Source organism: Salibacterium halotolerans (genome assembly GCF_900115625.1).
GTDB classification, from domain to species: Bacteria; Bacillota; Bacilli; order Bacillales; family Marinococcaceae; genus Salibacterium; species Salibacterium halotolerans.
Genome location: NZ_FOXD01000020.1, coordinates 25,108 through 49,135, shown reverse-complemented (window position 1 = coordinate 49,135; position 24,028 = coordinate 25,108). Strand labels below are relative to the sequence as shown.

The following is a 24,028-nucleotide window of genomic DNA, read 5'->3' as shown; positions in this document are numbered from 1 at the left end:
TTCTAAAATGTTAACACATATATAATAAAAGGTTAACAATGAAATAGAATGCCTACACATGCGAGGATTCACCGGGATTTGTACCGGAATAAAAAAAGGGCACAGACGTCTCCCTGTATCAGGTAGTCCTGCCCTTGCAATCCTATTTATACACTTTACCACGAAAAGAAAGCATAAACGCGGACGTTTATACAAATTCAATAATCGCCAACTCGGCCGAATCGCCGCGGCGGGGGCCTGCCTTCAGAACTCTTGTATAGCCGCCCTGACGCTCTTCATAGCGGGGAGCAACGTCATCAAAAAGTTTCTGAATAGCATTCTGGCTGCTGTTTTCATCTGCTGATTCTTTACGGATGATCTGCGCTGCCTGACGGCGTGCGTGCAGGTCACCGCGCTTTCCAAGAGTTACCATTTTCTCGATGATCGGGCGCAATTCCTTAGCTTTTGCTTCCGTCGTTTCAATACGCTCATTGATGATGAGATCTGTTGCCAGATCACGGAACAGTGCTTTTCGTGCGGAACTGTCGCGTCCTAATTTTTGATATGCAGACATGTATATTTCCCTCCTTTATCCGGGACACTAAGGTTACACTGAATCAGTCTTCCTTGCGAAGACCAAGTCCAAGTTCACCCAGTTTCTCCTGTACTTCTTCAAGCGACTTGCGTCCGAGATTACGAACCTTCATCATATCCTCTTCAGACTTCTGCGTGAGCTCCTGTACGGTATTAATACCGGCGCGTTTCAGGCAGTTATAGGAACGGACCGACAAATCCAGTTCTTCGATTGTCATTTCCAGAACCTTCTCTTTTTGGTCTTCTTCCTTCTCTACCATTATCTCCGCTTTTTGAGCCTGGTCCGTCAGCCCGATAAAGATATTGAGATGTTCATTCATAATTTTAGCGGCGAGCGAAATAGCTTCTTCCGGACGGATACTTCCATCAGTCCATACATCCAGGGTCAATTTATCATAGTTGGTAATCTGTCCAACACGTGTGTTTTCCACCTGGTAATTGACACGGTCCACCGGTGTATAAATGGAATCCACCGGGAGTACACCAATCGGCAGGTCATCGCTGTTGTTACCTTCCGCCGGCACATAGCCGCGGCCGCGCTGTGCTGTCATACGCAGATGAAAGTTAGCACCTTTGGTCAGCGTTGCGATGTGCAGATCCGTATTCAGGACATCAACATCACTGTCATGCGTGATATCTTTGGCGGTGACGACACCCTCGCCCTGCGCGTCAATCTCCAATACTTTCTCTTCATCGGAGTATATCTTCAGAGCCAGCTTCTTCAGGTTCAGGACAATCGTCGTTACGTCTTCAACCACACCTTCGATCGTGGAGAATTCATGAAGTACGCCGTCAATCTGAACCGTTGTGACAGCAGACCCTGGAAGGGAGGATAAAAGGATTCGACGCAAGGAGTTTCCCAATGTTGTACCATAACCGCGTTCGAGCGGGTCTACGACAAATTTGCCGTATTTGGCATCCTCGCTTAATTCAACCGTCTCGATATTAGGCTTTTCGATTTCGATCATTCTGGTATATACCCTCCTTCAAAACGTCCACACCCAAGAGCTGTATTTCAGCGTCCCGGGATGTTGCAATAGGCAGTTCCCGACTATATGACACACCTTAACCGTCAATAATAAGCAGGCATTCCGTTTTCAGAGCCTTACCCATTATTGACATTTCAGGGAAAACTAATACCTCTCTCGGGTTACACTCTACGACGTTTCGGTGGACGGCAGCCATTATGAGGGACCGGAGTCACATCGCGGATGACGCTCACCTCAAGACCTGTTGCCTGCAGGGAACGGATTGCTGCTTCACGGCCGGCTCCCGGGCCTTTTACCGCAACTTCAACGGATTTGAGACCGTGTTCCATACCGGTTTTCGCAGCGGACTCTGCTGCCATTTGAGCCGCAAATGGAGTGGACTTACGGGATCCTTTAAATCCAAGAGCCCCTGCACTTGCCCAGGACAGTGCATTTCCCTGTGTATCCGTGATTGTCACAATTGTATTGTTAAATGTGGAACGGATATGGGCGACCCCGGACTCTATATTTTTACGCTGACGGCGTTTGCGGGTGTTTGTTCTGGCTTTAGCCATAATACATGTACCTCCTTTGCTTTATTATTTCCGTTTGTTTGCTACCGTGCGGGCCGGACCTTTACGGGTACGGGCATTGTTTTTCGTTTTCTGTCCTCTTGCCGGAAGTCCTCTGCGGTGACGGATACCGCGGTAGCTTCCAATTTCAATAAGACGCTTGATGTTCAGGGAATGGTTCCGGCGGAGATCCCCTTCCACCAGGTAGTTGTTGTCAACAATGGTACGGACACGGCCCAGTTCTTCCTCGGTCAGGTCGCGTACACGGGTACTTGCATCAATACCGGCTTCCTCTACAATCTGCTGTCCAAGGGACTTTCCGATACCGTATACGTAAGTCAATGAGATGGGAAGTCTTTTATCACGTGGAATATCAACACCTGCGATACGTGCCATTTACGCTGCACCTCCTTTTCTTAGCCTTGTTTTTGTTTGTGTTTCGGATTGGAGCAGATCACCATGACCGTGCCTTTACGGCGGATGACCTTGCATTTTTCACAAATTGGTTTGACAGATGGTCTCACCTTCATGTTTGTTTACCTCCTTAACTGTGCGGAGTACATGCGAGAGTATACACAAATACAGATCTGTTTTACAGGCTGCACAGTCCGTCAGCATTTATTTATAACGGTACGTAATCCGCCCGCGTGATAAATCATATGGCGAAATTTCAACAGTCACCTTATCTCCGGGAAGGATCCGGATAAAGTGCATCCGAATTTTACCGGATACGTGGGCAAGGATCTTATGCCCGTTTTCCAGTTCGACCCGGAACATTGCGTTTGGAAGCGGCTCAATGACCGTCCCTTCCATTTCAATAACATCATCTTTGGCCATGCATTACTCTCCTTCCTTCAGCAATTGCGGCTGCTCCTGCGCACTGCTTAAAGCAAATCTCAATTTTGCATTGGTAACACGTCCGGTTTCCTCAATACTTCGTTTCACTTCATTGGAAACATGTGAAGTGACTTCCACATGGCTGATATTTTTCTTCTTAGCCCGGTCGAATTTGCGTTTTTCACCGTCTGCCAGAAGCAGAAAACGCTCATTCACTATTCCAATGACAACCGCGTAGTTGCCGGTCTCCCGGCCCTGTACAATACGGACGACACGACCGACCCCGGGCGGCGATTCAGCATCATTCATCCTCGCATCACCTTTAACATCAGGCTTTTGTTAAAATCTCAAAACCTGTATTAGTTATTGCAATGGTATGCTCAAAATGAGCACAGTTTCTGCCATCGGTTGTTACAACTGTCCAATTATCCGAAAGGGTATGAACGTAACGCTCTCCGGCGTTGACCATTGGTTCTACGGCCAATACCATTCCCGGTTTCAGACGCGGGCCTTTTCCCGGCGGACCGAAGTGAGGAATCTGAGGATCTTCATGCAGGTCCTGGCCGACGCCGTGTCCGACATACTCCCGTACAATCGAAAACCCATGAGGTTCTACATACGTTTGTACGGCATTGGAGATATTGGACAGACGCTCTTTCGGCTGTGCTTCGTTCAGCCCTTCAAAAAGAGAGGCTTCCGTCACATCAAGAAGACGCTGATCTTCTTCCGAAATGGTGCCGACCGGATATGTCCAGGCAGAGTCCCCATGATACCCATTGTAATCTGCTCCGATGTCGATGGAAATGATATCGCCGTCTTTCAGTTTACGGCTGCCCGGAATTCCATGTACCAACTCTTCGTTTACGGAGACGCAAATGCTGCCGGAGAAACCTCCATAGCCTTTAAATGATGGGATTGCTCCATGGTCGCGGATGAATGCATCTGCAATGTCATTCAACTTCCGGGTCGTAATGCCCGGCTGAATGTTCTTTTGCATTTCTTCATGGGTCAAAGCGACAACTTTACCCGCTTCCCGCATTATATCGAGTTCCCGATCGGTTTTACAAATAATCATGCATGAAGTCCTTTCAATAGTTCTTCAATGTCCTGAAATACTTTGTCAATGTCCTGATCTCCATCGATATTGCGAAGGTAACCTTTTTCGTTATAGAAATCAATCAAAGGCTGCTGCTGTTCAATGTTCACGTCGAGTCTTTTTCGTACAGTTTCAGGCTTATCGTCATCTCTTTGGATAAGTTCACTTCCGTCGACGTCACAGATGCCTTCCTGCGCGGGCGGATTGAATTCGATGTGATACGTTCTGCCGGAAGTCGGCGAAACGCGCCGTCCTGTCAATCTTCTTTCCAGCCTGTCCTTCTCCACCTCAATGTTAAGAACATAGTCTAAAGATGTGTTCAGGTCTGAAAGAATTCCTTCCAGTGCTTCGGCCTGTGCTACGGTGCGCGGAAACCCATCCAGCAGAAATCCTTTACTGCAGTCAGGATTCCCAAGCCTTTCCCGAACAATACCAATCGTTACTTCATCCGGGACGAGCCCGCCGGCATCCATGTACGATTTTGCCTGTTTTCCGAGTTCCGTTTCATTTTTGATAGCGGCGCGAAACATATCTCCGGTGGAAATATGAGGGATGCCGTATTTCTCTACAATGTTTTCGGCTTGCGTGCCTTTACCGGCACCGGGAAGCCCCATTAATATCAAATTCATGATATCTCCTCCATCGCTTCCGATTTCTGCCGGGGAAGAATCGCTGCCGTGCAGCTTCCTTTCCCTTATTCTATCTTTATTTAATAAACCCTTTATAGCTTCTTTGAATAAGCTGGCTTTCAATCTGTTTCATCGTATCAAGTGCCACACCTACAACGATAAGCAGTCCGGTACCACCGATCTGAATCGACTGCGGCAGGCCAAGCTGATTAATGAAAAAGACAGGAATAATGGCAACGACTGCCAGGAACAACGCCCCGACAAACGTCAGCCGGTATAAAATTCTGCGGATGTAAGTCTCCGTTGTTTTACCCGGACGGATACCTGGAATGTATCCACCCTGCTTTTTCAGATTATCTGCCATCTGCTCCGGATTAACCTGAACAAATGTGTAAAAGTACGTGAAACCGATGATCATAGCTGCATACACAACCATTCCAACAGGCTGGGTGTAATCGAAATTCTGGATAACCCATTGTGCAACAGCATTATCCTCTCCGACAAACCCTGCTACGGTTGGAGGGAATATAAATAAAGATAGAGCAAAAATCACCGGAATAACGCCGGCTGAGTTCACTTTTAACGGAAGATGGGTCGACTGCCCGCCGGCCTGACTCCTCCCTACCAGACGCTTTGCATACTGGATCGGGACTTTACGAAGAGCCTGCTGGACATAAATAACGCCGACGATAATGGCAAGAACACCAATTGCAAGGAAAAGCACCGTTACAATACCGGTGAAAAGCCGGTCGGCATCTTGAATCTGCGTAGCGTACAACTGATTGATTCCGCTTGGAATACCGGCAGCAATACCTGCAAAAATCAAAATCGAAATCCCGTTACCGACGCCTTTAGCTGTTATCTGTTCACCAAGCCACATAAGAAAAGTGGTTCCAGCCGTCATAACAATTGCAATGAAAATATACTTCGGGATACTCGGATCAGGAATCAAACCCGAAAAGATGTTATTGAACCCAATCGACATTCCAAGACCCTGCAAAAACGCGAGCACGACAGTGAAATATCGTGTGAACTGCGTCATTTTCTTACGTCCGGCTTCACCCTGCTTTGCCCATTCCGTAAATTTCGGCACAACGTCCATTCTTAAAAGCTGAACGACGATGGATGCCGTGATGTAAGGCATAACACCCATGGCAAAAATCGAGAATTGAGACAGCGCACCGCCTCCGAACGTATTCAGAAAACCGAACGCATTCGCCTGGTCCGCAAAATTCAACACATCATTGTTAGATCCCGGTACCGGAATAAAACTTCCGATCCGGAAAATAATTAACATGGTGAGCGTGAAGAGAATCTTGTTTCGCAGGTCTTTCACGCGAAATATATTGGAAATTCCGCGGAACATTAGATCACCTCTGTTTTTCCGCCTGCCGCTTCAATTGCTTTTGCTGCGGAAGCAGAGAACTTGTTTGCCTTAACAGTCAGTTCTTTATCTACACTGCCGTTACCAAGAATCTTAATGCCGCTTCCAGCGTTTTTCACAACGCCTGTTTCAATCAGCAGTTCCGGCGTAACTTCCGTCCCCGTTTCAAAACGGTTCAGCTCATCAACATTTACAATCGCAAACTCTTTGCGTGTCGGGTTAGTAAACCCGCGCTTTGGCAGACGTTTGTAAATCGGGTTCTGACCACCCTCAAAGCCTGGACGGACACCACCGCCGCTGCGGGAATTCTGACCATGTTCTCCACGTCCGGCTGTATTCCCTTTACCGGAGCTCTGTCCACGTCCCACACGCTTGCGGGATTTATTCGGACCGTGAGACGGCTTCAACTCATGCAGTTTCATGATGACACCTCCCTATCACAAAAATCTTACGTTACGCGTTCAGTTCTTTCACCGTCAATAAATGAGATACTTTGCTAATCATACCGCGGATTGCGGAATTGTCTTCCTTCACGATTGAATGATTAACTTTGCGGAGACCCAGTGCCTCGACGGTATCACGCTGTTCCTGGGGTCTTCCGATCAAACTGCGGCTGAGGGTGATTTCCACTTTATTGGCCATATTCTTTCCCTCCTTATCCTAACAATTCTTCAACGTTTTTACCACGTAGTCTGGCAACCTGCTCTGTTGTTTTCAGTTCAGTCAGACCAGTAATTGTAGCGCGTATCATGTTGATTGGGTTGTTGGAACCAAGGGATTTTGAACGAATATCCTGAATTCCTGCAAGTTCAAGTACAGCGCGTACCGGTCCGCCTGCAATGATTCCAGTACCTTCAGCAGCCGGCTTCAACAAAACATTTCCGGCGCCGAAATGACCGACAATCTGGTGTGGAATAGTCGTTCCGCTGATCGGAACCTGAACCAGATTCTTTTTGCCGTTGTCTACGGCTTTACGGATAGCTTCCGGTACCTCGATCGCTTTACCCATTCCGAATCCAACGTGTCCGTTACGGTCACCTACAACCACAATAGCTGCGAAGCGAAAGCGGCGACCGCCTTTAACAACTTTAGCTACACGATTAATCGCTACAACTCTTTCTTCAATATCAAGTTTACTGGCATCAATCTGCATATATTTCCCTCCCATCATTTTAGAAATGTAATCCGTTTTCGCGTGCTGCATCAGCCAGAGCCTGCACGCGTCCGTGATAGACAAAACCGCCGCGGTCAAATACAACAGTCTCGTATCCTTTTTCCGATGCGCGTTTTGCTACAACTTCACCTATTTTGCTGGCTGCCTCTTTATTACCGCCATTCTCCAAATCCATACCATTTTCCATCGTCGATGCAGATGTGAGAGTGATTCCGTTTTGATCATCAACCAGCTGCGCATAGATGTGCTTGGAAGAACGGAATACGTTCAAACGTGGACGTTCATTCGTGCCTTTAATTTTCTGCCGGATGCTGGCGTGGCGTCTTTTCCGGTTGGCATACTTACTGGATTTCGTTGTCATGCTGCGTTCCTCCTTTCATAACGATTAGCGGAAACGTTATTTACCAGTCTTACCTACTTTTTGACGAACATGTTCGTTTTCATATCGGATGCCTTTGCCTTTATAAGGCTCCGGCAGTCTTACGGAACGGATATTGGAAGCTGTAGCTCCGACACGTTCTTTGTCAATTCCTCTAACCACTACTTTGGTGTTGGACGGTACTTCCAGTTCGATTCCTTCTTCCGGTTCTACTTCGACCGGGTGGGAATAGCCGACATTCAACACCACTTTTTCGCCGGATTTACTTGCGCGGTAACCGACACCGACAAGTTCCAGACTCTTTTCGAATCCGTTTTTGACACCTTCGACCATATTGTTTACAACACTGCGTGTCGTGCCGTGAAGAGAACGGTGCAGCTTATTGTTGCTCGGACGTTCGAATGTGATCTCTTCTTCACCAATGTTGACTTTGATTTCAGGATGGAGATTACGGGTCAATTCCCCTTTAGGTCCTTTTACCGTGATTGTGTTCCCTTCCATCACTGCCGTAACATCACTAGAAAGTTCAATAGGTTTTACACCAATACGCGACATTCATTACACCTCCGTTCTGACTCCATTTTCATTACCAAACGTAAGCAAGTACTTCGCCGCCGACCTGTTTTTTCCTTGCTTCTTTATCACTCATCACGCCGTTGGACGTTGAGATAACAGCAATTCCCAGTCCGCCGAGCACACGAGGAAGTTCCTCTGCTTTGGCATATACGCGGAGTCCAGGTTTGCTGATTCGTTTCAGTCCTGTAATAACACGTTCATTTTCCGCACCATATTTCAAAAAGATACGGATAATCCCCTGCTTGTTGTCTTCCACAGACTCCACATCACGGACAAAGCCTTCCTGCTTAAGGATGTTGGCAACTTCACTTTTCAGATTTGATGCCGGCAGTTCAAGCTTTTCGTGGCGTACCGTGTTCGCATTCCGGATGCGGGTCAGCATATCTGCTATTGGATCAGTCATGACCATATCGATTTACCTCCTTCCCTGTCTCGGGCTTACCAGCTGGCTTTTTTAACGCCTGGAATTTGTCCTTTATAAGCTAATTCACGGAAACAAATACGGCACAATTTAAATTTACGAATGACGGAGTGAGGACGTCCGCAACGCTCACAGCGGGTGTACTCACGTACTTTAAACTTTTGAGGACGTTGCTGTTTGGCGACCATTGATTTCTTTGCCAAGGTCCAATTCCCTCCTTTACATGTTTAAATTATTTTTTAAACGGCATGCCCATTTGATCGAGCAGCTCGTATGCTTCTTCGTCCGTCTCGGCTGACGTTACGATAACAATATCCATTCCGCGGACTTTGTCCACTTTATCGTATTCGATTTCCGGGAAAATCAGTTGTTCCTTCACACCTAGTGTGTAGTTGCCGCGACCGTCGAACGCTTTGTTTGAAACACCACGGAAGTCGCGCACACGGGGGAGAGAAACGTTAATCAGTTTTTCCAGAAATTCGTACATTCTTGGGCCGCGGAGTGTAACTTTGGTACCGATCGGCATACCTTGACGTACCTTAAAGCCTGCAATGGATTTTTTGGCTTTTGTAATAAGCGGTTTCTGACCAGTGATCAGAGAAAGTTCCTCCACTGCTTTATCAAGGGCCTTTGGATTCTGCACCGCATCACCGATACCCATGTTAATGACAATCTTTTCGACCTTCGGTACTCCCATTACGGAAGAGTATTCATATTTATTGTGCAGATGAGGCACAATGTCGTTCTTGAATTTTTCTTTGAGCGCGTTCATTAAAGGGACCTCCTTTCCTCAACGACTTACTTATCAAGGGATTCGCCGGATTTTTTGGCGATACGGACTTTTTTGCCGTCTTCTATTTTAAATCCGACTCTTGTCGGTTCATTCGTGCTAGGATCCAGCGGCATCACATTAGAGACATGAATCGGTGCTTCCTGATTGGATATGCCTCCCTGGGGATTTTCCTGAGAAGGCTTTTCGTGCTTTTTAATAACATTTACACCCTCCACCAGTACACGGGACTGGCTTGGAAATGCCTTAAGGATGACGCCTTCTCTGCCTTTATCTTTTCCTGTGATTACTTTGACTTTGTCACCTGTTTTCACATGGAGTTTCGGTTGACTCATGATCGCACCTCCTTCATCGGGCCATACTGGTTTTTATTAAAGAACTTCCGGAGCGAGGGAAACAATCTTCATATATTGTGATCCGCGCAGTTCCCGTGCTACTGGTCCGAAAATACGGGTTCCACGTGGGCTTTTGTCGTCGCGGACAATGACGGCTGCATTTTCACCGAAACGGATGTAGGAACCGTCCGGACGGCGTGCTCCGCTTTTCGAACGTACAATAACAGCACGAACAACTTCATTTTTCTTGACAACCCCACCTGGTGTTGCATGCTTCACAGAACATACAATCATGTCACCTATATTAGCTGTTTTGCGTCCTGAGCCACCCAGTACTTTAATGGTTTTAATTTCACGGGCACCCGAGTTGTCAGCAACTTTCAGCATCGTTTCTTCTTGAATCATAGACGTTTAACCTCCCTTCTTCCAAAAAAGATTGTTTAGATAATAACGGATTCCTCAACAACTTCTACAAGACGGAAGCGTTTATCTTTAGAAAGCGGGCGGGTTTCCATGATTTTCACAATGTCGCCCTGTTTTGCTGCATTGTTTTCATCATGCGCTTTGAATTTCTTCGAATCTTTTACACGCTTGCCGTAAAGGGAATCTTTTTTATACGTTTCAACATAAACCGAAATTGTTTTGTCCATTTTGTCGGAAACAACACGGCCGGTATAGACTTTCCGTTGGTTACGTTCAGCCATTTTACGCCAAACCTCCCCTCTTGTTTTATACTTTGTTCAGACCGAGTTCACGTTCACGCAGCACGGTTTTAGCGCGTGCGATATCCTTACGGACATTGCGAAGGCGGGCAGGATTGTCAAGTTGTCCGGTTGCCAGCTGAAATCGGAGGTTAAAAAGCTCCTCTTTCAAGGTCTGTGTCTGTTCTTCTATTTCAGTTGAGGTCAAGTCTCTGAATTCATTAGCTTTCATTTGCCTCACCACCCACTTCTTCACGTTTTACAAACTTCGTTTTCACTGGAAGTTTGTGAGACGCAAGTCTAAGTGCTTCCCGGGCAACTTCTTCGGAAACACCTGCGATTTCAAACATAATCTTACCTGGCTTTACAACAGCCACCCAGCCTTCAGGAGAACCTTTACCGGAACCCATCCGTACTTCGAGCGGCTTTTGAGTGTAAGGCTTATCCGGGAAAATCTTGATCCAGACTTTACCTCCACGCTTCATATAACGGGTCATCGCGATACGGGCTGCTTCAATCTGGCGGTTGGAAACCCATGCCGGATCCAGTGCCTGAAGACCGAATTCACCAAACGAAACTTCTGTTCCGCCTTTGGCGCGGCCTTTTGTTCTTCCGCGATGTTCACGACGGAATTTTACGCGTTTTGGCATTAACATAACTTATTCTCCTCCTTCCTCGTTGTTCGAACCTTTCGATGGAAGGACTTCTCCACGATAAATCCAAATCTTCACACCAAGTTTGCCGTACGTCGTATCAGCTTCAGCTGTACCGTAATCGATGTCGGCACGCAGTGTGTGGAGTGGAACAGTACCTTCATTATAACTCTCATTACGGGCGATATCAGCACCGCCGATACGTCCGGATACCTCTGTTCTGATACCCTGTGCGCCGGCACGCAGTGTGCGTTGAATGGACTGCTTCATAGCACGGCGGAAAGATACACGGTTTTCAAGTTGGCGTGCGATGTTGTCTGCGACCAGTCTTGCGTCCAGATCCGGATTTTTCACTTCGGAAATATTAATATGAACTCTTTTTCCAGTGAGATCATTCAGTGCTTTACGGAGAATTTCCACTTCAGAACCGCCTTTACCAATAACCATTCCCGGCTTTGCAGTATGAATAGTAATGTTCACACGGTTGGCTGCCCGTTCAATTTCCACGGTGGAAACGGCAGCATCCTGCAGGCGGTTCTGAATATATTCACGAATCTTTATATCTTCATGCAAAAGCGTTGCATAATTGTTTTCTGCGAACCATTTCGAATCCCAGTCCCGGATGACTCCGAGTCTAAGTCCTACTGGATTTACTTTTTGCCCCACTCATTATCCCTCCTTCTTTTCTGATACCACAACTGTGATGTGGCTGGTGCGTTTATTAATGCGGGTTGCGCGTCCCATCGCACGGGGACGGAAACGTTTCATCGTGACACCTTCGTCTACGAAAATTTCACTGACATACAAATCTTCCGGTTCCATTTCGTAATTATGTTCCGCGTTTGCCACTGCGGAGTTCAGAACCTTTTCGACAATGGGTGAAGCAGCTTTCGGCGTATTCTTTAAGATGCCGACAGCTTCGCCGATGTCTTTGCCCCGTACGAGGTCAACGACTAACCGTGCTTTGCGGGGGGCAATGCGGATTTGTTTAGCGACTGCTTTAGCTTGCATTTTCAGAACCTCCCCTCTTCTTACCGTCTTGTTTTCCTGTCATCGTTTTTATGGCCTTTAAACGTTCTGGTGGGAGCAAATTCCCCAAGTTTGTGGCCTACCATATCTTCAGAAACAAATACAGGTACGTGCTTTCTTCCGTCATAAACAGCAAATGTATGTCCTACGAACTGCGGAAATACTGTAGAACGGCGGGACCACGTTTTAATTACCTGCTTATCGTTCTTTTCGTTCAAGTTCTCAACCTTTTTCATTAAGTGGTCATCGACAAAAGGTCCCTTTTTTAGACTGCGAGCCATGAGGAAACCTCCTTTCATTGTTTAAGCTGCGGAATGTTCCGCGCGCATTATCGTTTTATTTCTTTTTCTTCTTACGTCTGCGGACGATATATTTATCGGAGTCTTTGTTCTTCTTACGTGTCTTATAGCCAACCGCAGGTGTACCCCAAGGTGATACCTGAGTGGTACGTCCGATCGGAGCACGGCCTTCCCCGCCGCCGTGAGGGTGGTCTGCCGGGTTCATCGCAGAACCGCGTACAACCGGGCGTTTGTTGAGCCAGCGGCCTCTTCCGGCTTTCCCGATAACAACGAGTTCATGCTCGAGATTTCCTACCTGACCGACTGTTGCTCTGCATGTCGCCAGGATCAGACGGGTTTCTCCTGAGCGGAGACGAACAAGCACGTACTTGCCTTCCTTACCAAGAACCTGTGCTTCAGCGCCGGCTGAACGGACGAGCTGAGCTCCGCGTCCCGGTTTCAGTTCGATGTTGTGGACAACAGTACCCACCGGGATGTCCGCAAGCGCGAGTGCATTCCCTGTTTTAATGTCTGCTCCCGGACCGGAGTAAATCTCCTGTCCTACACGAAGGTTCTTTGGAGCTAGAATATAACGCTTCTCCCCATCTTTATAGTGAATGAGAGCGATATTGGCCGAACGGTTTGGATCGTATTCGATCGTGGCTACCCGGCCCGGGACTCCATCCTTATCGCGTTTAAAGTCAACAAGCCGGTACTGCTGCTTGTGGCCGCCGCCTTGGTGACGAACCGTAATACGTCCGTGGTTATTGCGTCCGCCTTTTTTATGCTTTGGTTCGAGCAGCGTGCGTTCCGGTGTATCTGCTGTTACTTCCGTGTTCTTGTTAATGGACATGAAACGTTGACCATTTGTTATGGGTTTTGTTCGTTTGATCGCCATGTTTTTCCCTCCTTCGCTGTTGGTTTATGCTCCTTCGAAGAATTCGATTTCTTCACTGTCCGGAGTCAGTGTTACGACTGCTTTTTTCCGATTTGGTTTATAGCCTGTATAACGGCCGAAACGACGGAATTTACCTTTATTGTTCATCGTGTTGACTTTGGCTACTTTCACGTCAAAAATCTCTTCCACAGCTTTAAGAATCTGTGTTTTGTTCGCCTTCACATCTACTTCAAACGTATATTTCTTTTCTTCCATTAAATCAGCAGACCGTTCGGTGATGACGGGGCGCTTGATCACATCGCGTGCTTCCATTATGCGAGCACCTCCTCTACCTTCTCTACTGCTCCCTGCGTAATGATGAGTTTGTCATGCTTCAACAGCTCAAGTGCATTCGCATCATCGACAGTAGCAAAAGTAACTCCTTGAATATTGCGCGCAGACAGGGCTACCTGCTCATTGTAATCAGCAGTTACGACAAGTGCTGTTTCTTCTACAGAAAGACTGGAAAGAATCTTGATCATGTCTTTTGTCTTTGGAGCTTCCAGCTGCAGATCGTCCACTACGATTACTTCATTGTCTTTCACTTTACTGGAGTAAGCGGATTTGATCGCAAGTCTACGGACTTTCTTCGGAAGTTTGTAACCATACTGTCTTGGAGTCGGTCCAAATACAATTCCGCCTTTTACCCACAGCGGCGAGCGTATCGAACCATGACGCGCACGTCCTGTGCCCTTCTGACGCCAAGGCTTAGCTCCGCCTCCTTTTCTTTCAGAACGATTCTTTGTTTTATGCGTGCCCTGACGCTGTGAAGCCTGCTGCATCACGACAGCATCATGAAGCACGTCTACATTCGGTTCAATACCAAAAACAGCTTCAGAGAGTTCGATGTCTCCTACTTTGGAGCCGTTTTGGTTCATAAGATCTATTGTCGGCATGATGGAGCCTCCTTTCTATAAAATGTTACTTTGCTGTTTTTACAGCGGATTGCAGAGTGACGTAGCTTTTGCGCGGGCCGGGTACATTTCCTTTAATCAAAAGAAGATTGCGATCGGTATCCACTTTGACGATTTCAAGATTCTGTACCGTCACTGTGTCGCCGCCCATACGTCCAGGTAGCTTCTTCCCTTTCATAACATGGTAGTTACCCATTGCGCCCATGGAACCGGGACTGCGGTGAAAATGGGAACCGTGTGTCATTGGTCCGCGTGCCTGGTTATGACGCTTGATGGCCCCTGCAAATCCCTTTCCTTTTGATGTGCCTGTTACATCCACAAGCTCACCGGGTTCAAACGTATCTACTTTGACTTCCTGACCAACTTCGTAATCTCCAGCTGCGTTACGGAGCTCACGAGTGTAGCGCTTGGGAGCAGCGCCGGCTTTGTCTGCATGACCTTTTTCCGGCTTGTTTGCATTGGTATTCTTTTTATCGTATACGCCCAGCTGGACAGATTGATATCCATCCGATTCTTCGGTTTTCTTTTGAAGGACAACGTTTGGCTCCGCTTCAATGACGGTAACCGGAAGCAGTTCACCCTGCTCGTTAAACAACTGGGTCATTCCGATCTTCTTACCCAAGATTCCTTTGGTCATTGGTCACACCTCCTATTTAATGATGTTTTTATAATTTTATTTCGATATCGACGCCTGACGGCAGATCCAGACGCATTAGCGCATCGACCGTCTGCGGTGTCGGATTGACAATATCAATCAAACGCTTGTGCGTACGCATTTCAAACTGTTCACGTGCATCTTTGAACTTATGTGTTGCACGAAGGATCGTGTACACCGATTTTTCCGTTGGAAGCGGGATTGGTCCGGAAACACCCGCGCCGGAACGTTTAGCTGTGTCGACAATCTTTTCTGCAGATTGGTCCAGCACCCGGTGGTCATAAGCTTTCAAACGAATGCGGATCTTTTCATTTGCCATGTTAAGCCCTCCTTTATCGCCCGATTTTTACAGACATACTCCGTGAAAATTTCCCACACAGCCAACCATGGCAAAGGGGCCGGGTGTGTCGGCAACCTTTCACATCATCGCCTGGATCATAGGCGCAGCCCGGATGAAACAGCCTGTAACGCATTTGTACGTCATCAACTGCAGTCTATGATCACACTTTATCAATTATAATGATTCAAGGTGTTGAATGCAAGGATTTCTTAAAAGAAATTTAATCATCCTTCGATGTTTTTATGAAAAAAAGGATCCCGCCCATGGACAGGATCCCTTTTCATTATCCAGATTACTCTTCGATCTTGGAAACCACGCCGGCGCCGACAGTACGGCCGCCCTCGCGGATGGAGAACTTGGTTCCTTCTTCAATCGCAATCGGCTGGATAAGTTCAACCGTCATCTCAATGTTGTCGCCAGGCATTACCATTTCTACACCGTCCGGAAGGTGGATAATTCCTGTTACGTCCGTTGTACGGAAGTAGAACTGCGGGCGGTAGTTTTCAAAGAAAGGGGTGTGACGGCCACCTTCGTCTTTGGAAAGAACATAAACTTCCGCCTGGAACTTCGTGTGCGGTGTGATGGAGTTCGGCTTCGCAAGAACCTGGCCGCGCTTGATATCTTCACGGTTTACACCGCGGAGAAGCGCGCCGATGTTGTCGCCGGCTTCTGCATAATCAAGAAGCTTACGGAACATTTCCACTCCTGTAACGGTTGTCTTACGCTTGTCTTCAACGATTCCGATGATTTCGACCTCGTCACCAACGTTAAGCATACCGCGTTCAACACGTCCTGTCGCAACAGTACCGCGTCCGGTGATGGAGAATACGTCCTCAACCGGCATCATGAACGGCTTATCTTTGTCGCGGTCCGGTGTCGGAATGTAGTTGTCTACAGCTTCCATCAGATCCAGGATAGCCTGTTCATGCTCTTCCTGACCTTCGATTGCCTGAAGGGCGGAGCCTTTAATAACCGGCGTGTCGTCGCCGTCAAAGTCGTACTCGCCAAGAAGTTCGCGCACTTCCATTTCTACGAGTTCGAGAAGCTCTTCGTCATCCACCATGTCTGTTTTGTTCAGGAATACAACGATGGATGGCACCCCAACCTGACGGGAAAGCAGGATATGTTCACGAGTCTGCGGCATAGGTCCGTCAGCTGCGGACACAACGAGGATCGCTCCGTCCATCTGTGCGGCACCTGTAATCATGTTCTTTACATAGTCCGCGTGTCCCGGGCAGTCCACGTGTGCATAGTGGCGCGTTGCTGTTTCATACTCTACGTGTGCAGTAGAGATGGTGATTCCACGTTCACGCTCTTCCGGAGCGTTGTCAATAGTATCATAAGCCCTGGCTTCACCAGTACCTGATTGCTTGTTGAGTACAGTGGTGATAGCTGCTGTAAGTGTTGTTTTACCATGGTCTACGTGTCCGATAGTACCAATGTTCGTATGCGTTTTGGAACGATCAAACTTTTCTTTAGCCATTGTGAATTTCCTCCCTTTAATACAGGTTAATTATATGGAAGCCGAAAAGGTGTACCACCTTGGATAGTCACCTTATTCAGCTTACAATAAAACAAATGTAGAGACAATCATTTACACAAAATTATTCTCCGCTGTTCTTCTTGATAATTTCTTCCGAAATGGACTTCGGAACTTCTTCGTAATGATCGAAGAACATCGTGTAGTTACCGCGTCCCTGTGTGATGGAACGCAGGTTGGTTGCGTAGCCGAACATGTCGGACAATGGAACAAAGGCCTTGATTGCCTGGGACTTACCGCGCGCTTCCATGCCTTCGACACGTCCGCGGCGTGCAGTGATGTCGCCCATGACATCTCCCATGTAATCTTCAGGCATAACCACTTCTACGCTCATCAGCGGTTCAAGAAGAACCGGCTTACAATGATTTTTCGCTTCTTTAAGCGCAAGAGATCCGGCTACTTTAAAGGCCATTTCGTTGGAGTCCACATCGTGGTAGGAACCGTCAAACAGTGTAGCCTTGACGTCAACCATTGGATAGCCCGCAAGAAGACCGTTGTCGAGTGCTTCTCCGATACCCTGCTGAACAGAGTTTACGTATTCTTTCGGAACAACACCGCCGACAATCTTGTTCACGAATTCATAGCCTGCCCCTTCGTCGTTCGGTTCAAACGTGACCCAGACGTGACCGTACTGACCCCGGCCGCCGGACTGACGTACAAACTTCCCTTCCACGTCAGCTGACTGACGGATGGTTTCACGGTAGGAAACCTGCGGAGCACCAACTGTGGCATCGACTTTGAATTCGCGCTTTAGACGGTCAATGATGATGTCGAGATGAAGCTCGCCCATTCCTTTGATGATGGTCTGACCTGTCTCTTCATCCGTCTCCGTCTGGAACGTCGGATCTTCTTCAGCAAGTTTACCGAGGGCGATACCCATTTTATCATGGTCGGCTTTTGATTTTGGCTCTACGGAGAGGTTGATAACCGGTTCCGGAAAGTCCATGGATTCCAGGATAACGTTGTCTTTTTCAGCGCAGAGGGTATCTCCGGTACCTGTGTCTTTCAGACCAATACCGCCTGCGATATCACCGGAATAAACCGTGGAAATCTCTTCACGAGAATTGGCGTGCATCTGAAGGATACGGCCGACCCTTTCCCGTTTGTCTTTCGTGGAGTTCTTTACATACGAGCCAGCATTGAGTCTGCCGGAATAAACCCGGAAGAATGTAAGTTTCCCGACGTAAGGGTCTGTTGTAACTTTAAACGCAAGCGCGGAAAACGGCCCTTCGTCGTCAGCTACTCTTTCGACTTCTTCCTCGCTGTCCGGAATGAAACCTTTGATAGCCGGTACATCAAGCGGGGACGGAAGATAGTCGATGACAGCGTCGATCATCAGCTGTACGCCTTTGTTTTTAAAGGCGGAACCACAAAGCACTGGATAAAATTCTACATTCAGGGTGCCCTTACGGATAGCTGATTTGATCTCGTCATTGGTGATTTCTTCTCCTTCAAGATACTTCATCATCATGTCTTCATCAAAATCAGCAACAGCTTCGATCAGGGACTCACGGTATTTCTGAGCCTGTTCCTGATATTCCTGCGGAATCTCACGTGCTTCCGCGCGTGTACCAAGCTCATCCATGTAGTAATATGCTTCCATGTTGACCAGGTCGATGATTCCTTCAAAGCTGTCCTCTGCACCAATTGGCAGCTGAATCGGGTGTGCATTCGCATCAAGACGATCTGTTAATGTAGAGCAGGAATATAAAAAGTCCGCCCCAACCTTATCCATTTTGTTTACAAAAACAATACGTGGAACGTGATAGGTTGTAGCCTGGCGCCACACAGTTTCGGTCTGCGGCTCCACACCGGACTGCGCATCCAGCACCGCGACAGATCCGTCGAGTACACGAAGGGAACGTTCCACTTCTACGGTGAAGTCGACGTGCCCGGGAGTGTCAATAATGTTGATTCTGTGACCTTTCCACTGTGCTGTTGTCGCAGCGGAGGTGATGGTAATTCCGCGTTCCTGTTCCTGAGACATCCAGTCCATCTGGGAAGCTCCTTCGTGTGTTTCCCCGATTTTATGGATACGTCCTGTATAGTACAGAACACGTTCTGTGGCTGTAGTTTTACCGGCATCAATGTGAGCCATGATACCGATATTACGAGTTTTTTCTAAGGAGAATTCTCGTGCCATGAACTTTCAATTTCTCCTTTCTTCCATAACTAATTAGTTAGTAGGGTGTTGGATAGCTGCTTATTACCAGCGATAATGGGCGAATGCTTTATTTGCTTCAGCCATACGGTGTGTGTCTTCACGCTTTTTCACAGCGGACCCTGTATTGTTGGATGCATCCAGAATTTCATTGGCCAGACGTTCCTCCATGGTTTTTTCCCCGCGGAGACGGGCATAGCTGACAATCCAGCGGAGTCCGAGTGTTGTACGGCGGTCCGGCTTCACTTCGATAGGAACCTGATAGTTAGCACCGCCGACACGGCGTGATTTAACTTCCAGAACCGGCATTACATTCTTGAGCGCTTGATCAAATGCTTCCATTGGATCGTTACCAGATCTTTCTTCAACAAGGGTGAACGCTTTGTAAAGAATGTTCTGCGCCTTTCCTTTCTTTCCATCCAGCATAATCCGGTTGATCAGTCTTGTTACCAGTTTGGAATTGTAAAGCGGGTCCGGCAGGACATCTCTGCGTGGTACTGGTCCTTTACGCGGCATGAATCAACCCCTCCTTTCCTGTTGTTTGAATTTCATTTATTTTTTGGCACGCTTGGTACCGTATTTTGAACGGCTTGACTTACGATTCTGCACACCGGCAGTATCAAGAGCGCCGCGTACAATGTGATAACGTACACCCGGAAGGTCCTTTACACGGCCGCCGCGGACAAGAACAACACTGTGCTCCTGAAGGTTGTGGCCGATTCCCGGAATGTAGGCTGTCACTTCAATTTGATTGGTCAAACGTACACGGGCATACTTACGCAGAGCCGAGTTCGGCTTCTTCGGCGTCATCGTTCCGACACGGGTGCAGACACCACGTTTTTGCGGCGAATTCTGATCTGTCGGGATTTTTCTGTAGCTGTTATACCCTTTATTCAGAGCGGGTGAGTCAGAAGCCTTGGTTTTCATCTTACGGCCTTTGCGCACCAACTGGTTCATTGTCGGCATTATTGTGCCTCCCTTCTTTTCTGTTTTTTAAGACCACCGTTCCAGGTGGTTCGTCGGAAAGCAAAAGTAAAGTTTTTGCTGGCAGGCTCTGCCTGCCGGCAAAAACGTCATTGCTTTTTCAGTGCAACCGCAGCTGCTCCCACATCAATTCCACAGACTGTTCCAAGCCTGCGCATGGAATCCACTGTATACACAGGAACCCCTTTTGATTCAGCGGTCAGGAGAACTTTACTGATAACCCTGTTTTCAGCATCTCCTGCTACGATCACTTCTTTTACGAAGTTTGCTTCCAGCGCTTTGAGCGTTTGCTTCGTACCAATTAAAACCTCATCCGCCTGTGAAACTTTTTCATAAGACATTCTGCATCCTCCAAAGCACAGGGTGTTAGGCGCACTTTGACAGCATATCACCGCGCCGGATAGATGTCAACACTGTTTTAATTCTGCGGAACCGTCTCTTCATCGGTTTCCACAATTTCGGCTTCCTGCTCCTCCGGCTTATCCATCTCAAGCGACCGGTAACGCTGCATACCGGTTCCGGCTGGAACAAGTTTACCAAGGATGACATTTTCTTTGAGACCGAGCAGTTCGTCGCGCTTTCCTTTTATGGCGGCGTCTGTAAGCACCCTTGTTGTTTCCTGGAACGAAGCCGCTGAAAGGAATGAGTCCGTCTCAAGCGATGCTTTTGTAATTCCAAGAATGATTGGATGACCGACTGCCGGGCGGCCGTTGTTTTCGAGTACCTTCTGGTTGGCGTTATCAAAGTGATAAATTTCCACCATGCTTCCCGGCAGAACTTCTGTATCACCGGGATCAGCGACTCTGATTTTCTTCAGCATCTGGCTGACCATGACTTCAATGTGCTTATCGCTGATTTCAACCCCCTGCATGCTGTACACTTTCTGCACTTCTTTCAGGAGATAGCGCTGCACTTCCTGCACTCCAGTATAACGCAGAAGTTCTTTTGGATCGATCGACCCTTCTGTCAATGGATCACCGGATTTCACCTTGTCGCCGACGTCCACTTTCAGGCGTGCCCCGTAAGAAGTGGTGTAGTTTCTGTTTTCGAGGCTTCCCTGAACAGTGATTTCTTTTTTACCCTGCTGATCTTTAACGTCTACTACTTCACCATCAAGCTCTGAAATAACTGCCTGCCCTTTTGGATTCCGGGCTTCAACAAGCTCCTGGATACGCGGCAGACCCTGCGTGATATCGTCTCCGGCTACGCCGCCTGTGTGGAATGTGCGCATTGTCAGCTGGGTACCCGGTTCTCCGATAGACTGCGCTGCAATGATTCCGACAGCCTCTCCGACTTCCACGTCGGAACCAGTAGCCAGGTTCTTTCCATAACACTTCTTGCAGACGCCGTGACGACTGTCACAGGTGAACACGGAGCGAATCGTTACTCTTTCCACTCCCGCTTCGTCGATTTCTTTTGCTTTTTCTTCGTCGATGAGATTCCCTTTTCTTACCATAACTTCATTCGTTTCAGGATGACGGACGGTCTTGAAGGCTACTCTTCCTGTCAGGCGATCCTGAAGTTTTTCAATAACTTCTGTGCCTTCCTGAAGGGGGGTAACTTCCAGCCCGCGGTCCGTGCCGCAATCATCTTCACGTACGATAACATCCTGGGCGACATCCACTAGACGGCGGGTGAGATAACCTGAGTCCGCTGTCTTAAGGGCGGTATCGGCAAGACCTTTCCGCGCACCGTGTGTGGATATGAAGTATTCGAGCACCGTCAGTCCTTCACGGAAACTTGATTTAATCGGTAGTTCGATAATCCGGCCGGATGGGTTTGCCATCAGACCGCGCATGCCGGCAAGCTGCGTGAAGTTTGAAGCGTTACCGCGTGCTCCGGAATCACTCATCATGAAGATCGGGTTCATCGTGTAAAGGGATTTCAGCAGTTTCTCCTGAATAACCTCTTTGGCATCACTCCAGACGGAGATGACATTATTGTACCGCTCTTCGTCGGTGATGAGACCACGCCGGAACTGCTTCATTACCTGCTCGACCTTGCTCTCGGCATCTTCGAGAATGTCCGGTTTGTCTTCGAGAACCACGATGTCTGAAATTCCTACGGTAATACCTGCTTTTGTCGAGTAATAAAACCCTAAGTCTTTCATGCGGTCCAGCATTTTGGACGTTTCAATAATCTGGAACTTCTTGAACACTTCCGCAATAACGTCGCCTAGGAAGCCTTTCTTAAACGGCGGTACAAGTTCACGCTGTTTATATTCTTCTGCTACATTGGTTGTTTTATCAACAATATACTGTTCCGGAACGGCTACTTCCAGGTTGGTTCCCGTTGGTTCGTTCACATACGGGAAGGAAGTCGGCAGAATTTCATTAAAGATGATTTTTCCAACCGTTGTCAGCAGGAGTTTGCCGTTCTGCTCTTCTGTAAAGTTGGTTTTTCCAAGGCTGGATACCGGCAGCGCTATTCTTGTGTGAAGATGGATATAGCCGCTGTGGTAAGCCTGCAGCGCCTCGTTTGGATCTTTGAAAATCGACCCTTCACCAGTAGCTCCTTCTCGTTCAAGAGTAAGATAGTAGTTACCGAGCACCATGTCCTGCGACGGCGTAACGACCGGTTTACCGTCTTTCGGGTTCAGGATGTTCTGAGCGGCAAGCATCAGAATACGCGCCTCTGCCTGCGCCTCTGCCGAAAGAGGTACGTGAACGGCCATCTGGTCTCCGTCAAAGTCCGCGTTATATGCTGTGCAGACGAGCGGATGAAGTTTTACCGCGCGGCCTTCCACCAGCGTCGGCTCAAACGCCTGAATACCGAGACGGTGGAGAGTCGGTGCCCGGTTTAGGAGTACCGGGTGCTCTTTGATTACTTCTTCAAGAACGTCCCATACTTCATCATGAACTCTTTCGACTTTGCGTTTAGCGCTCTTAATATTGTGCGCAAGACCACGGCTTACAAGCTCCTTCATGACAAACGGCTTGAACAGCTCGAGAGCCATTTCTTTCGGAAGCCCGCACTGATACATTTTCAGACTTGGACCAACAACGATAACAGAACGTCCGGAATAGTCAACACGTTTTCCGAGAAGGTTCTGGCGGAAGCGCCCCTGTTTTCCTTTCAGCATATGAGAAAGGGATTTCAGCGGACGATTTCCCGGTCCTGTTACCGGACGGCCGCGGCGTCCGTTGTCGATGAGTGCGTCGACTGCTTCCTGCAGCATCCGTTTTTCGTTCTGAACAATGATATTCGGAGCTCCAAGATCAAGCAGGCGCTTCAGCCGGTTGTTACGGTTAATAACACGGCGGTACAGATCGTTCAGGTCGGACGTTGCGAATCTTCCGCCGTCGAGCTGTACCATCGGACGGATTTCCGGCGGAATAATCGGAAGAACATCGAGAATCATCCAGGCCGGATCGTTGCCGGAATGACGGAAAGATTCAAGTACCTCAAGCCGTTTGATAGCTCGTGTACGGCGCTGGCCCTGGGCGGTTTCCAACTCATCTTTCAGCATCTTAACCTCTTTATCCAAATCGATGTTCTGCAGAATTTTACGAATGGCCTCTGCACCCATTTTAGCAGTAAAACTGCGGCCGTATTTATCATAATAGGAACGGTATTCGCGTTCGGAGAGCAGCTGCTTGTATTCCAAAGGGGTGTCGCCGGTGTCCGTCACAACGTAGGAAGCAAAATAGATCACTTCCTCGAGGGAACGCGGGGACATATCGAGTACAAGTCCCATGCGGCTCGGAATGCCTTTAAAGTACCAGATATGGGAAACCGGCGCAGCCAGCTCAATGTGCCCCATTCGTTCCCGTCTTACTTTGGAGCGGGTTACTTCAACACCGCAGCGGTCACATACAACACCTTTGTAGCGCACGCGCTTATACTTTCCACAGTGGCACTCCCAGTCTTTTGTAGGACCGAAAATCCGTTCACAGAAAAGGCCGTCTTTCTCCGGCTTCAACGTACGGTAGTTGATCGTTTCCGGCTTTTTCACTTCGCCGCGGGACCACGAACGCATTTTATCCGAGGATGCGAGGCCAACTTTCATATATTCAAAATTATTCACATCTATCAAGGGGTCAACCTCCCTTTCGAAACTTTGGGATAACGGCAGGCAGCAGGGTTGGAAGAGGTGCTTTGT

The 24,028-nt window shown here is 48.1% G+C and carries 37 protein-coding genes; all 37 read right to left on the bottom strand.

Annotated elements, in window-relative coordinates:
* Positions 1-187 precede the first annotated feature (187 nt).
* Positions 188-553: a 50S ribosomal protein L17 gene (gene rplQ / locus BM124_RS14700; RefSeq protein ID WP_093338645.1), complete on the bottom strand. Its 366-nt coding sequence runs from the start codon at positions 551-553 to the stop codon at positions 188-190.
* Positions 554-596: 43 nt separating this feature from the next.
* Positions 597-1,541, bottom strand: a complete 945-nt coding sequence (locus BM124_RS14695; protein WP_093338643.1) for a DNA-directed RNA polymerase subunit alpha — start codon at positions 1,539-1,541, stop codon at positions 597-599.
* A gap of 182 nt (positions 1,542-1,723) precedes the next feature.
* On the bottom strand, positions 1,724-2,116 hold the full coding sequence (gene rpsK, locus BM124_RS14690) for a 30S ribosomal protein S11 (protein WP_093338642.1): 393 nt from the start codon (positions 2,114-2,116) through the stop codon (positions 1,724-1,726).
* Positions 2,117-2,140: 24 nt separating this feature from the next.
* A complete protein-coding gene (gene rpsM / locus BM124_RS14685; protein ID WP_093338640.1) occupies positions 2,141-2,509 on the bottom strand; it encodes a 30S ribosomal protein S13 in 369 nt (122 codons plus the stop codon).
* A gap of 20 nt (positions 2,510-2,529) precedes the next feature.
* On the bottom strand, positions 2,530-2,643 hold the full coding sequence (rpmJ, locus tag BM124_RS14680) for a 50S ribosomal protein L36 (RefSeq protein WP_026702374.1): 114 nt from the start codon (positions 2,641-2,643) through the stop codon (positions 2,530-2,532).
* An 88-nt stretch (positions 2,644-2,731) separates the two neighbouring features.
* Positions 2,732-2,950, bottom strand: a complete 219-nt coding sequence (infA, locus tag BM124_RS14675) for a translation initiation factor IF-1 (protein ID WP_026702375.1) — start codon at positions 2,948-2,950, stop codon at positions 2,732-2,734.
* A gap of 3 nt (positions 2,951-2,953) precedes the next feature.
* On the bottom strand, positions 2,954-3,259 hold the full coding sequence (locus BM124_RS14670; RefSeq protein ID WP_093338639.1) for a KOW domain-containing RNA-binding protein: 306 nt from the start codon (positions 3,257-3,259) through the stop codon (positions 2,954-2,956).
* 19 nt (positions 3,260-3,278) lie between these two features.
* Entirely contained in the window at positions 3,279-4,025 is a 747-nt protein-coding gene (map, locus tag BM124_RS14665) for a type I methionyl aminopeptidase (protein ID WP_093338637.1), read from the bottom strand.
* Positions 4,022-4,675, bottom strand: a complete 654-nt coding sequence (locus BM124_RS14660) for an adenylate kinase (RefSeq protein WP_093338635.1) — start codon at positions 4,673-4,675, stop codon at positions 4,022-4,024. The genes map and BM124_RS14660 overlap by 4 nt, the downstream gene beginning before the upstream one ends.
* 76 nt (positions 4,676-4,751) lie before the next feature.
* Entirely contained in the window at positions 4,752-6,041 is a 1,290-nt protein-coding gene (gene secY / locus BM124_RS14655; protein WP_093338633.1) for a preprotein translocase subunit SecY, read from the bottom strand.
* The gene (rplO, locus tag BM124_RS14650; RefSeq protein WP_093338631.1) at positions 6,041-6,481 is read right to left on the bottom strand and encodes a 50S ribosomal protein L15; all 441 of its coding nucleotides are present in this window, start codon (positions 6,479-6,481) and stop codon (positions 6,041-6,043) included. Before rplO ends, secY begins: the two co-directional genes overlap by 1 nt.
* Before the next feature lie 31 nt (positions 6,482-6,512).
* Entirely contained in the window at positions 6,513-6,701 is a 189-nt protein-coding gene (gene rpmD, locus BM124_RS14645) for a 50S ribosomal protein L30 (RefSeq protein ID WP_093338629.1), read from the bottom strand.
* Positions 6,702-6,714: 13 nt separating this feature from the next.
* Positions 6,715-7,212, bottom strand: a complete 498-nt coding sequence (gene rpsE, locus BM124_RS14640) for a 30S ribosomal protein S5 (protein WP_093338627.1) — start codon at positions 7,210-7,212, stop codon at positions 6,715-6,717.
* A gap of 19 nt (positions 7,213-7,231) precedes the next feature.
* Positions 7,232-7,594 (bottom strand): 50S ribosomal protein L18, encoded by a 363-nt coding sequence (gene rplR, locus BM124_RS14635; RefSeq protein WP_093338624.1) that lies wholly within the window; start codon positions 7,592-7,594, stop codon positions 7,232-7,234.
* 36 nt (positions 7,595-7,630) lie between these two features.
* Positions 7,631-8,167 carry a 50S ribosomal protein L6 gene (gene rplF / locus BM124_RS14630; RefSeq protein WP_093338622.1) on the bottom strand — a complete coding sequence of 179 codons (537 nt, stop codon included), beginning with the start codon at positions 8,165-8,167 and terminating at the stop codon, positions 7,631-7,633.
* A gap of 31 nt (positions 8,168-8,198) precedes the next feature.
* A complete protein-coding gene (gene rpsH / locus BM124_RS14625) occupies positions 8,199-8,597 on the bottom strand; it encodes a 30S ribosomal protein S8 (protein ID WP_093338620.1) in 399 nt (132 codons plus the stop codon).
* Positions 8,598-8,626: 29 nt separating this feature from the next.
* Positions 8,627-8,812 carry a type Z 30S ribosomal protein S14 gene (locus tag BM124_RS14620; RefSeq protein WP_018924659.1) on the bottom strand — a complete coding sequence of 62 codons (186 nt, stop codon included), beginning with the start codon at positions 8,810-8,812 and terminating at the stop codon, positions 8,627-8,629.
* 29 nt (positions 8,813-8,841) lie between these two features.
* Complete coding sequence (gene rplE, locus BM124_RS14615; RefSeq protein WP_093338619.1) at positions 8,842-9,381, bottom strand: 50S ribosomal protein L5; 540 nt, start codon at positions 9,379-9,381, stop codon at positions 8,842-8,844.
* A 26-nt stretch (positions 9,382-9,407) separates the two neighbouring features.
* A complete protein-coding gene (gene rplX / locus BM124_RS14610) occupies positions 9,408-9,734 on the bottom strand; it encodes a 50S ribosomal protein L24 (RefSeq protein ID WP_093338617.1) in 327 nt (108 codons plus the stop codon).
* A 36-nt stretch (positions 9,735-9,770) separates the two neighbouring features.
* A complete protein-coding gene (rplN, locus tag BM124_RS14605) occupies positions 9,771-10,139 on the bottom strand; it encodes a 50S ribosomal protein L14 (protein WP_093338616.1) in 369 nt (122 codons plus the stop codon).
* Positions 10,140-10,174: 35 nt separating this feature from the next.
* A complete protein-coding gene (gene rpsQ / locus BM124_RS14600; RefSeq protein WP_093338615.1) occupies positions 10,175-10,438 on the bottom strand; it encodes a 30S ribosomal protein S17 in 264 nt (87 codons plus the stop codon).
* A 25-nt stretch (positions 10,439-10,463) separates the two neighbouring features.
* Positions 10,464-10,667 (bottom strand): 50S ribosomal protein L29, encoded by a 204-nt coding sequence (gene rpmC / locus BM124_RS14595; protein ID WP_093338613.1) that lies wholly within the window; start codon positions 10,665-10,667, stop codon positions 10,464-10,466.
* Positions 10,657-11,091 (bottom strand): 50S ribosomal protein L16, encoded by a 435-nt coding sequence (rplP, locus tag BM124_RS14590; protein ID WP_090927742.1) that lies wholly within the window; start codon positions 11,089-11,091, stop codon positions 10,657-10,659. The genes rpmC and rplP overlap by 11 nt, the downstream gene beginning before the upstream one ends.
* A gap of 3 nt (positions 11,092-11,094) precedes the next feature.
* Complete coding sequence (gene rpsC / locus BM124_RS14585) at positions 11,095-11,754, bottom strand: 30S ribosomal protein S3 (RefSeq protein WP_093338612.1); 660 nt, start codon at positions 11,752-11,754, stop codon at positions 11,095-11,097.
* A gap of 3 nt (positions 11,755-11,757) precedes the next feature.
* Positions 11,758-12,099, bottom strand: a complete 342-nt coding sequence (gene rplV, locus BM124_RS14580; protein ID WP_093338611.1) for a 50S ribosomal protein L22 — start codon at positions 12,097-12,099, stop codon at positions 11,758-11,760.
* 20 nt (positions 12,100-12,119) lie between these two features.
* Positions 12,120-12,398: a 30S ribosomal protein S19 gene (rpsS, locus tag BM124_RS14575; RefSeq protein ID WP_093338609.1), complete on the bottom strand. Its 279-nt coding sequence runs from the start codon at positions 12,396-12,398 to the stop codon at positions 12,120-12,122.
* Between the two features lie 55 nt (positions 12,399-12,453).
* Positions 12,454-13,293, bottom strand: coding sequence for a 50S ribosomal protein L2 (rplB, locus tag BM124_RS14570; protein ID WP_093338608.1), 840 nt, complete (start codon positions 13,291-13,293; stop codon positions 12,454-12,456).
* Between the two features lie 24 nt (positions 13,294-13,317).
* Positions 13,318-13,608: a 50S ribosomal protein L23 gene (gene rplW, locus BM124_RS14565; RefSeq protein WP_093338606.1), complete on the bottom strand. Its 291-nt coding sequence runs from the start codon at positions 13,606-13,608 to the stop codon at positions 13,318-13,320.
* The gene (gene rplD / locus BM124_RS14560) at positions 13,605-14,228 is read right to left on the bottom strand and encodes a 50S ribosomal protein L4 (protein WP_093338605.1); all 624 of its coding nucleotides are present in this window, start codon (positions 14,226-14,228) and stop codon (positions 13,605-13,607) included. Before rplD ends, rplW begins: the two co-directional genes overlap by 4 nt.
* 25 nt (positions 14,229-14,253) lie before the next feature.
* On the bottom strand, positions 14,254-14,883 hold the full coding sequence (gene rplC, locus BM124_RS14555) for a 50S ribosomal protein L3 (RefSeq protein WP_093338604.1): 630 nt from the start codon (positions 14,881-14,883) through the stop codon (positions 14,254-14,256).
* 28 nt (positions 14,884-14,911) lie between these two features.
* Positions 14,912-15,220, bottom strand: coding sequence for a 30S ribosomal protein S10 (gene rpsJ, locus BM124_RS14550; RefSeq protein WP_026702399.1), 309 nt, complete (start codon positions 15,218-15,220; stop codon positions 14,912-14,914).
* A gap of 313 nt (positions 15,221-15,533) precedes the next feature.
* Positions 15,534-16,724 carry an elongation factor Tu gene (gene tuf, locus BM124_RS14545; RefSeq protein ID WP_093338602.1) on the bottom strand — a complete coding sequence of 397 codons (1,191 nt, stop codon included), beginning with the start codon at positions 16,722-16,724 and terminating at the stop codon, positions 15,534-15,536.
* A gap of 121 nt (positions 16,725-16,845) precedes the next feature.
* Entirely contained in the window at positions 16,846-18,924 is a 2,079-nt protein-coding gene (gene fusA / locus BM124_RS14540) for an elongation factor G (protein ID WP_093338601.1), read from the bottom strand.
* A 63-nt stretch (positions 18,925-18,987) separates the two neighbouring features.
* Entirely contained in the window at positions 18,988-19,458 is a 471-nt protein-coding gene (gene rpsG / locus BM124_RS14535) for a 30S ribosomal protein S7 (RefSeq protein WP_090927732.1), read from the bottom strand.
* 36 nt (positions 19,459-19,494) lie between these two features.
* Positions 19,495-19,908, bottom strand: coding sequence for a 30S ribosomal protein S12 (rpsL, locus tag BM124_RS14530; protein WP_090927731.1), 414 nt, complete (start codon positions 19,906-19,908; stop codon positions 19,495-19,497).
* 107 nt (positions 19,909-20,015) lie between these two features.
* Positions 20,016-20,267 (bottom strand): 50S ribosomal protein L7ae-like protein, encoded by a 252-nt coding sequence (locus tag BM124_RS14525; RefSeq protein WP_093338600.1) that lies wholly within the window; start codon positions 20,265-20,267, stop codon positions 20,016-20,018.
* Between the two features lie 77 nt (positions 20,268-20,344).
* Positions 20,345-23,962, bottom strand: coding sequence for a DNA-directed RNA polymerase subunit beta' (gene rpoC, locus BM124_RS14520; RefSeq protein WP_093338598.1), 3,618 nt, complete (start codon positions 23,960-23,962; stop codon positions 20,345-20,347).
* Positions 23,963-24,028: the final 66 nt, after the last annotated feature.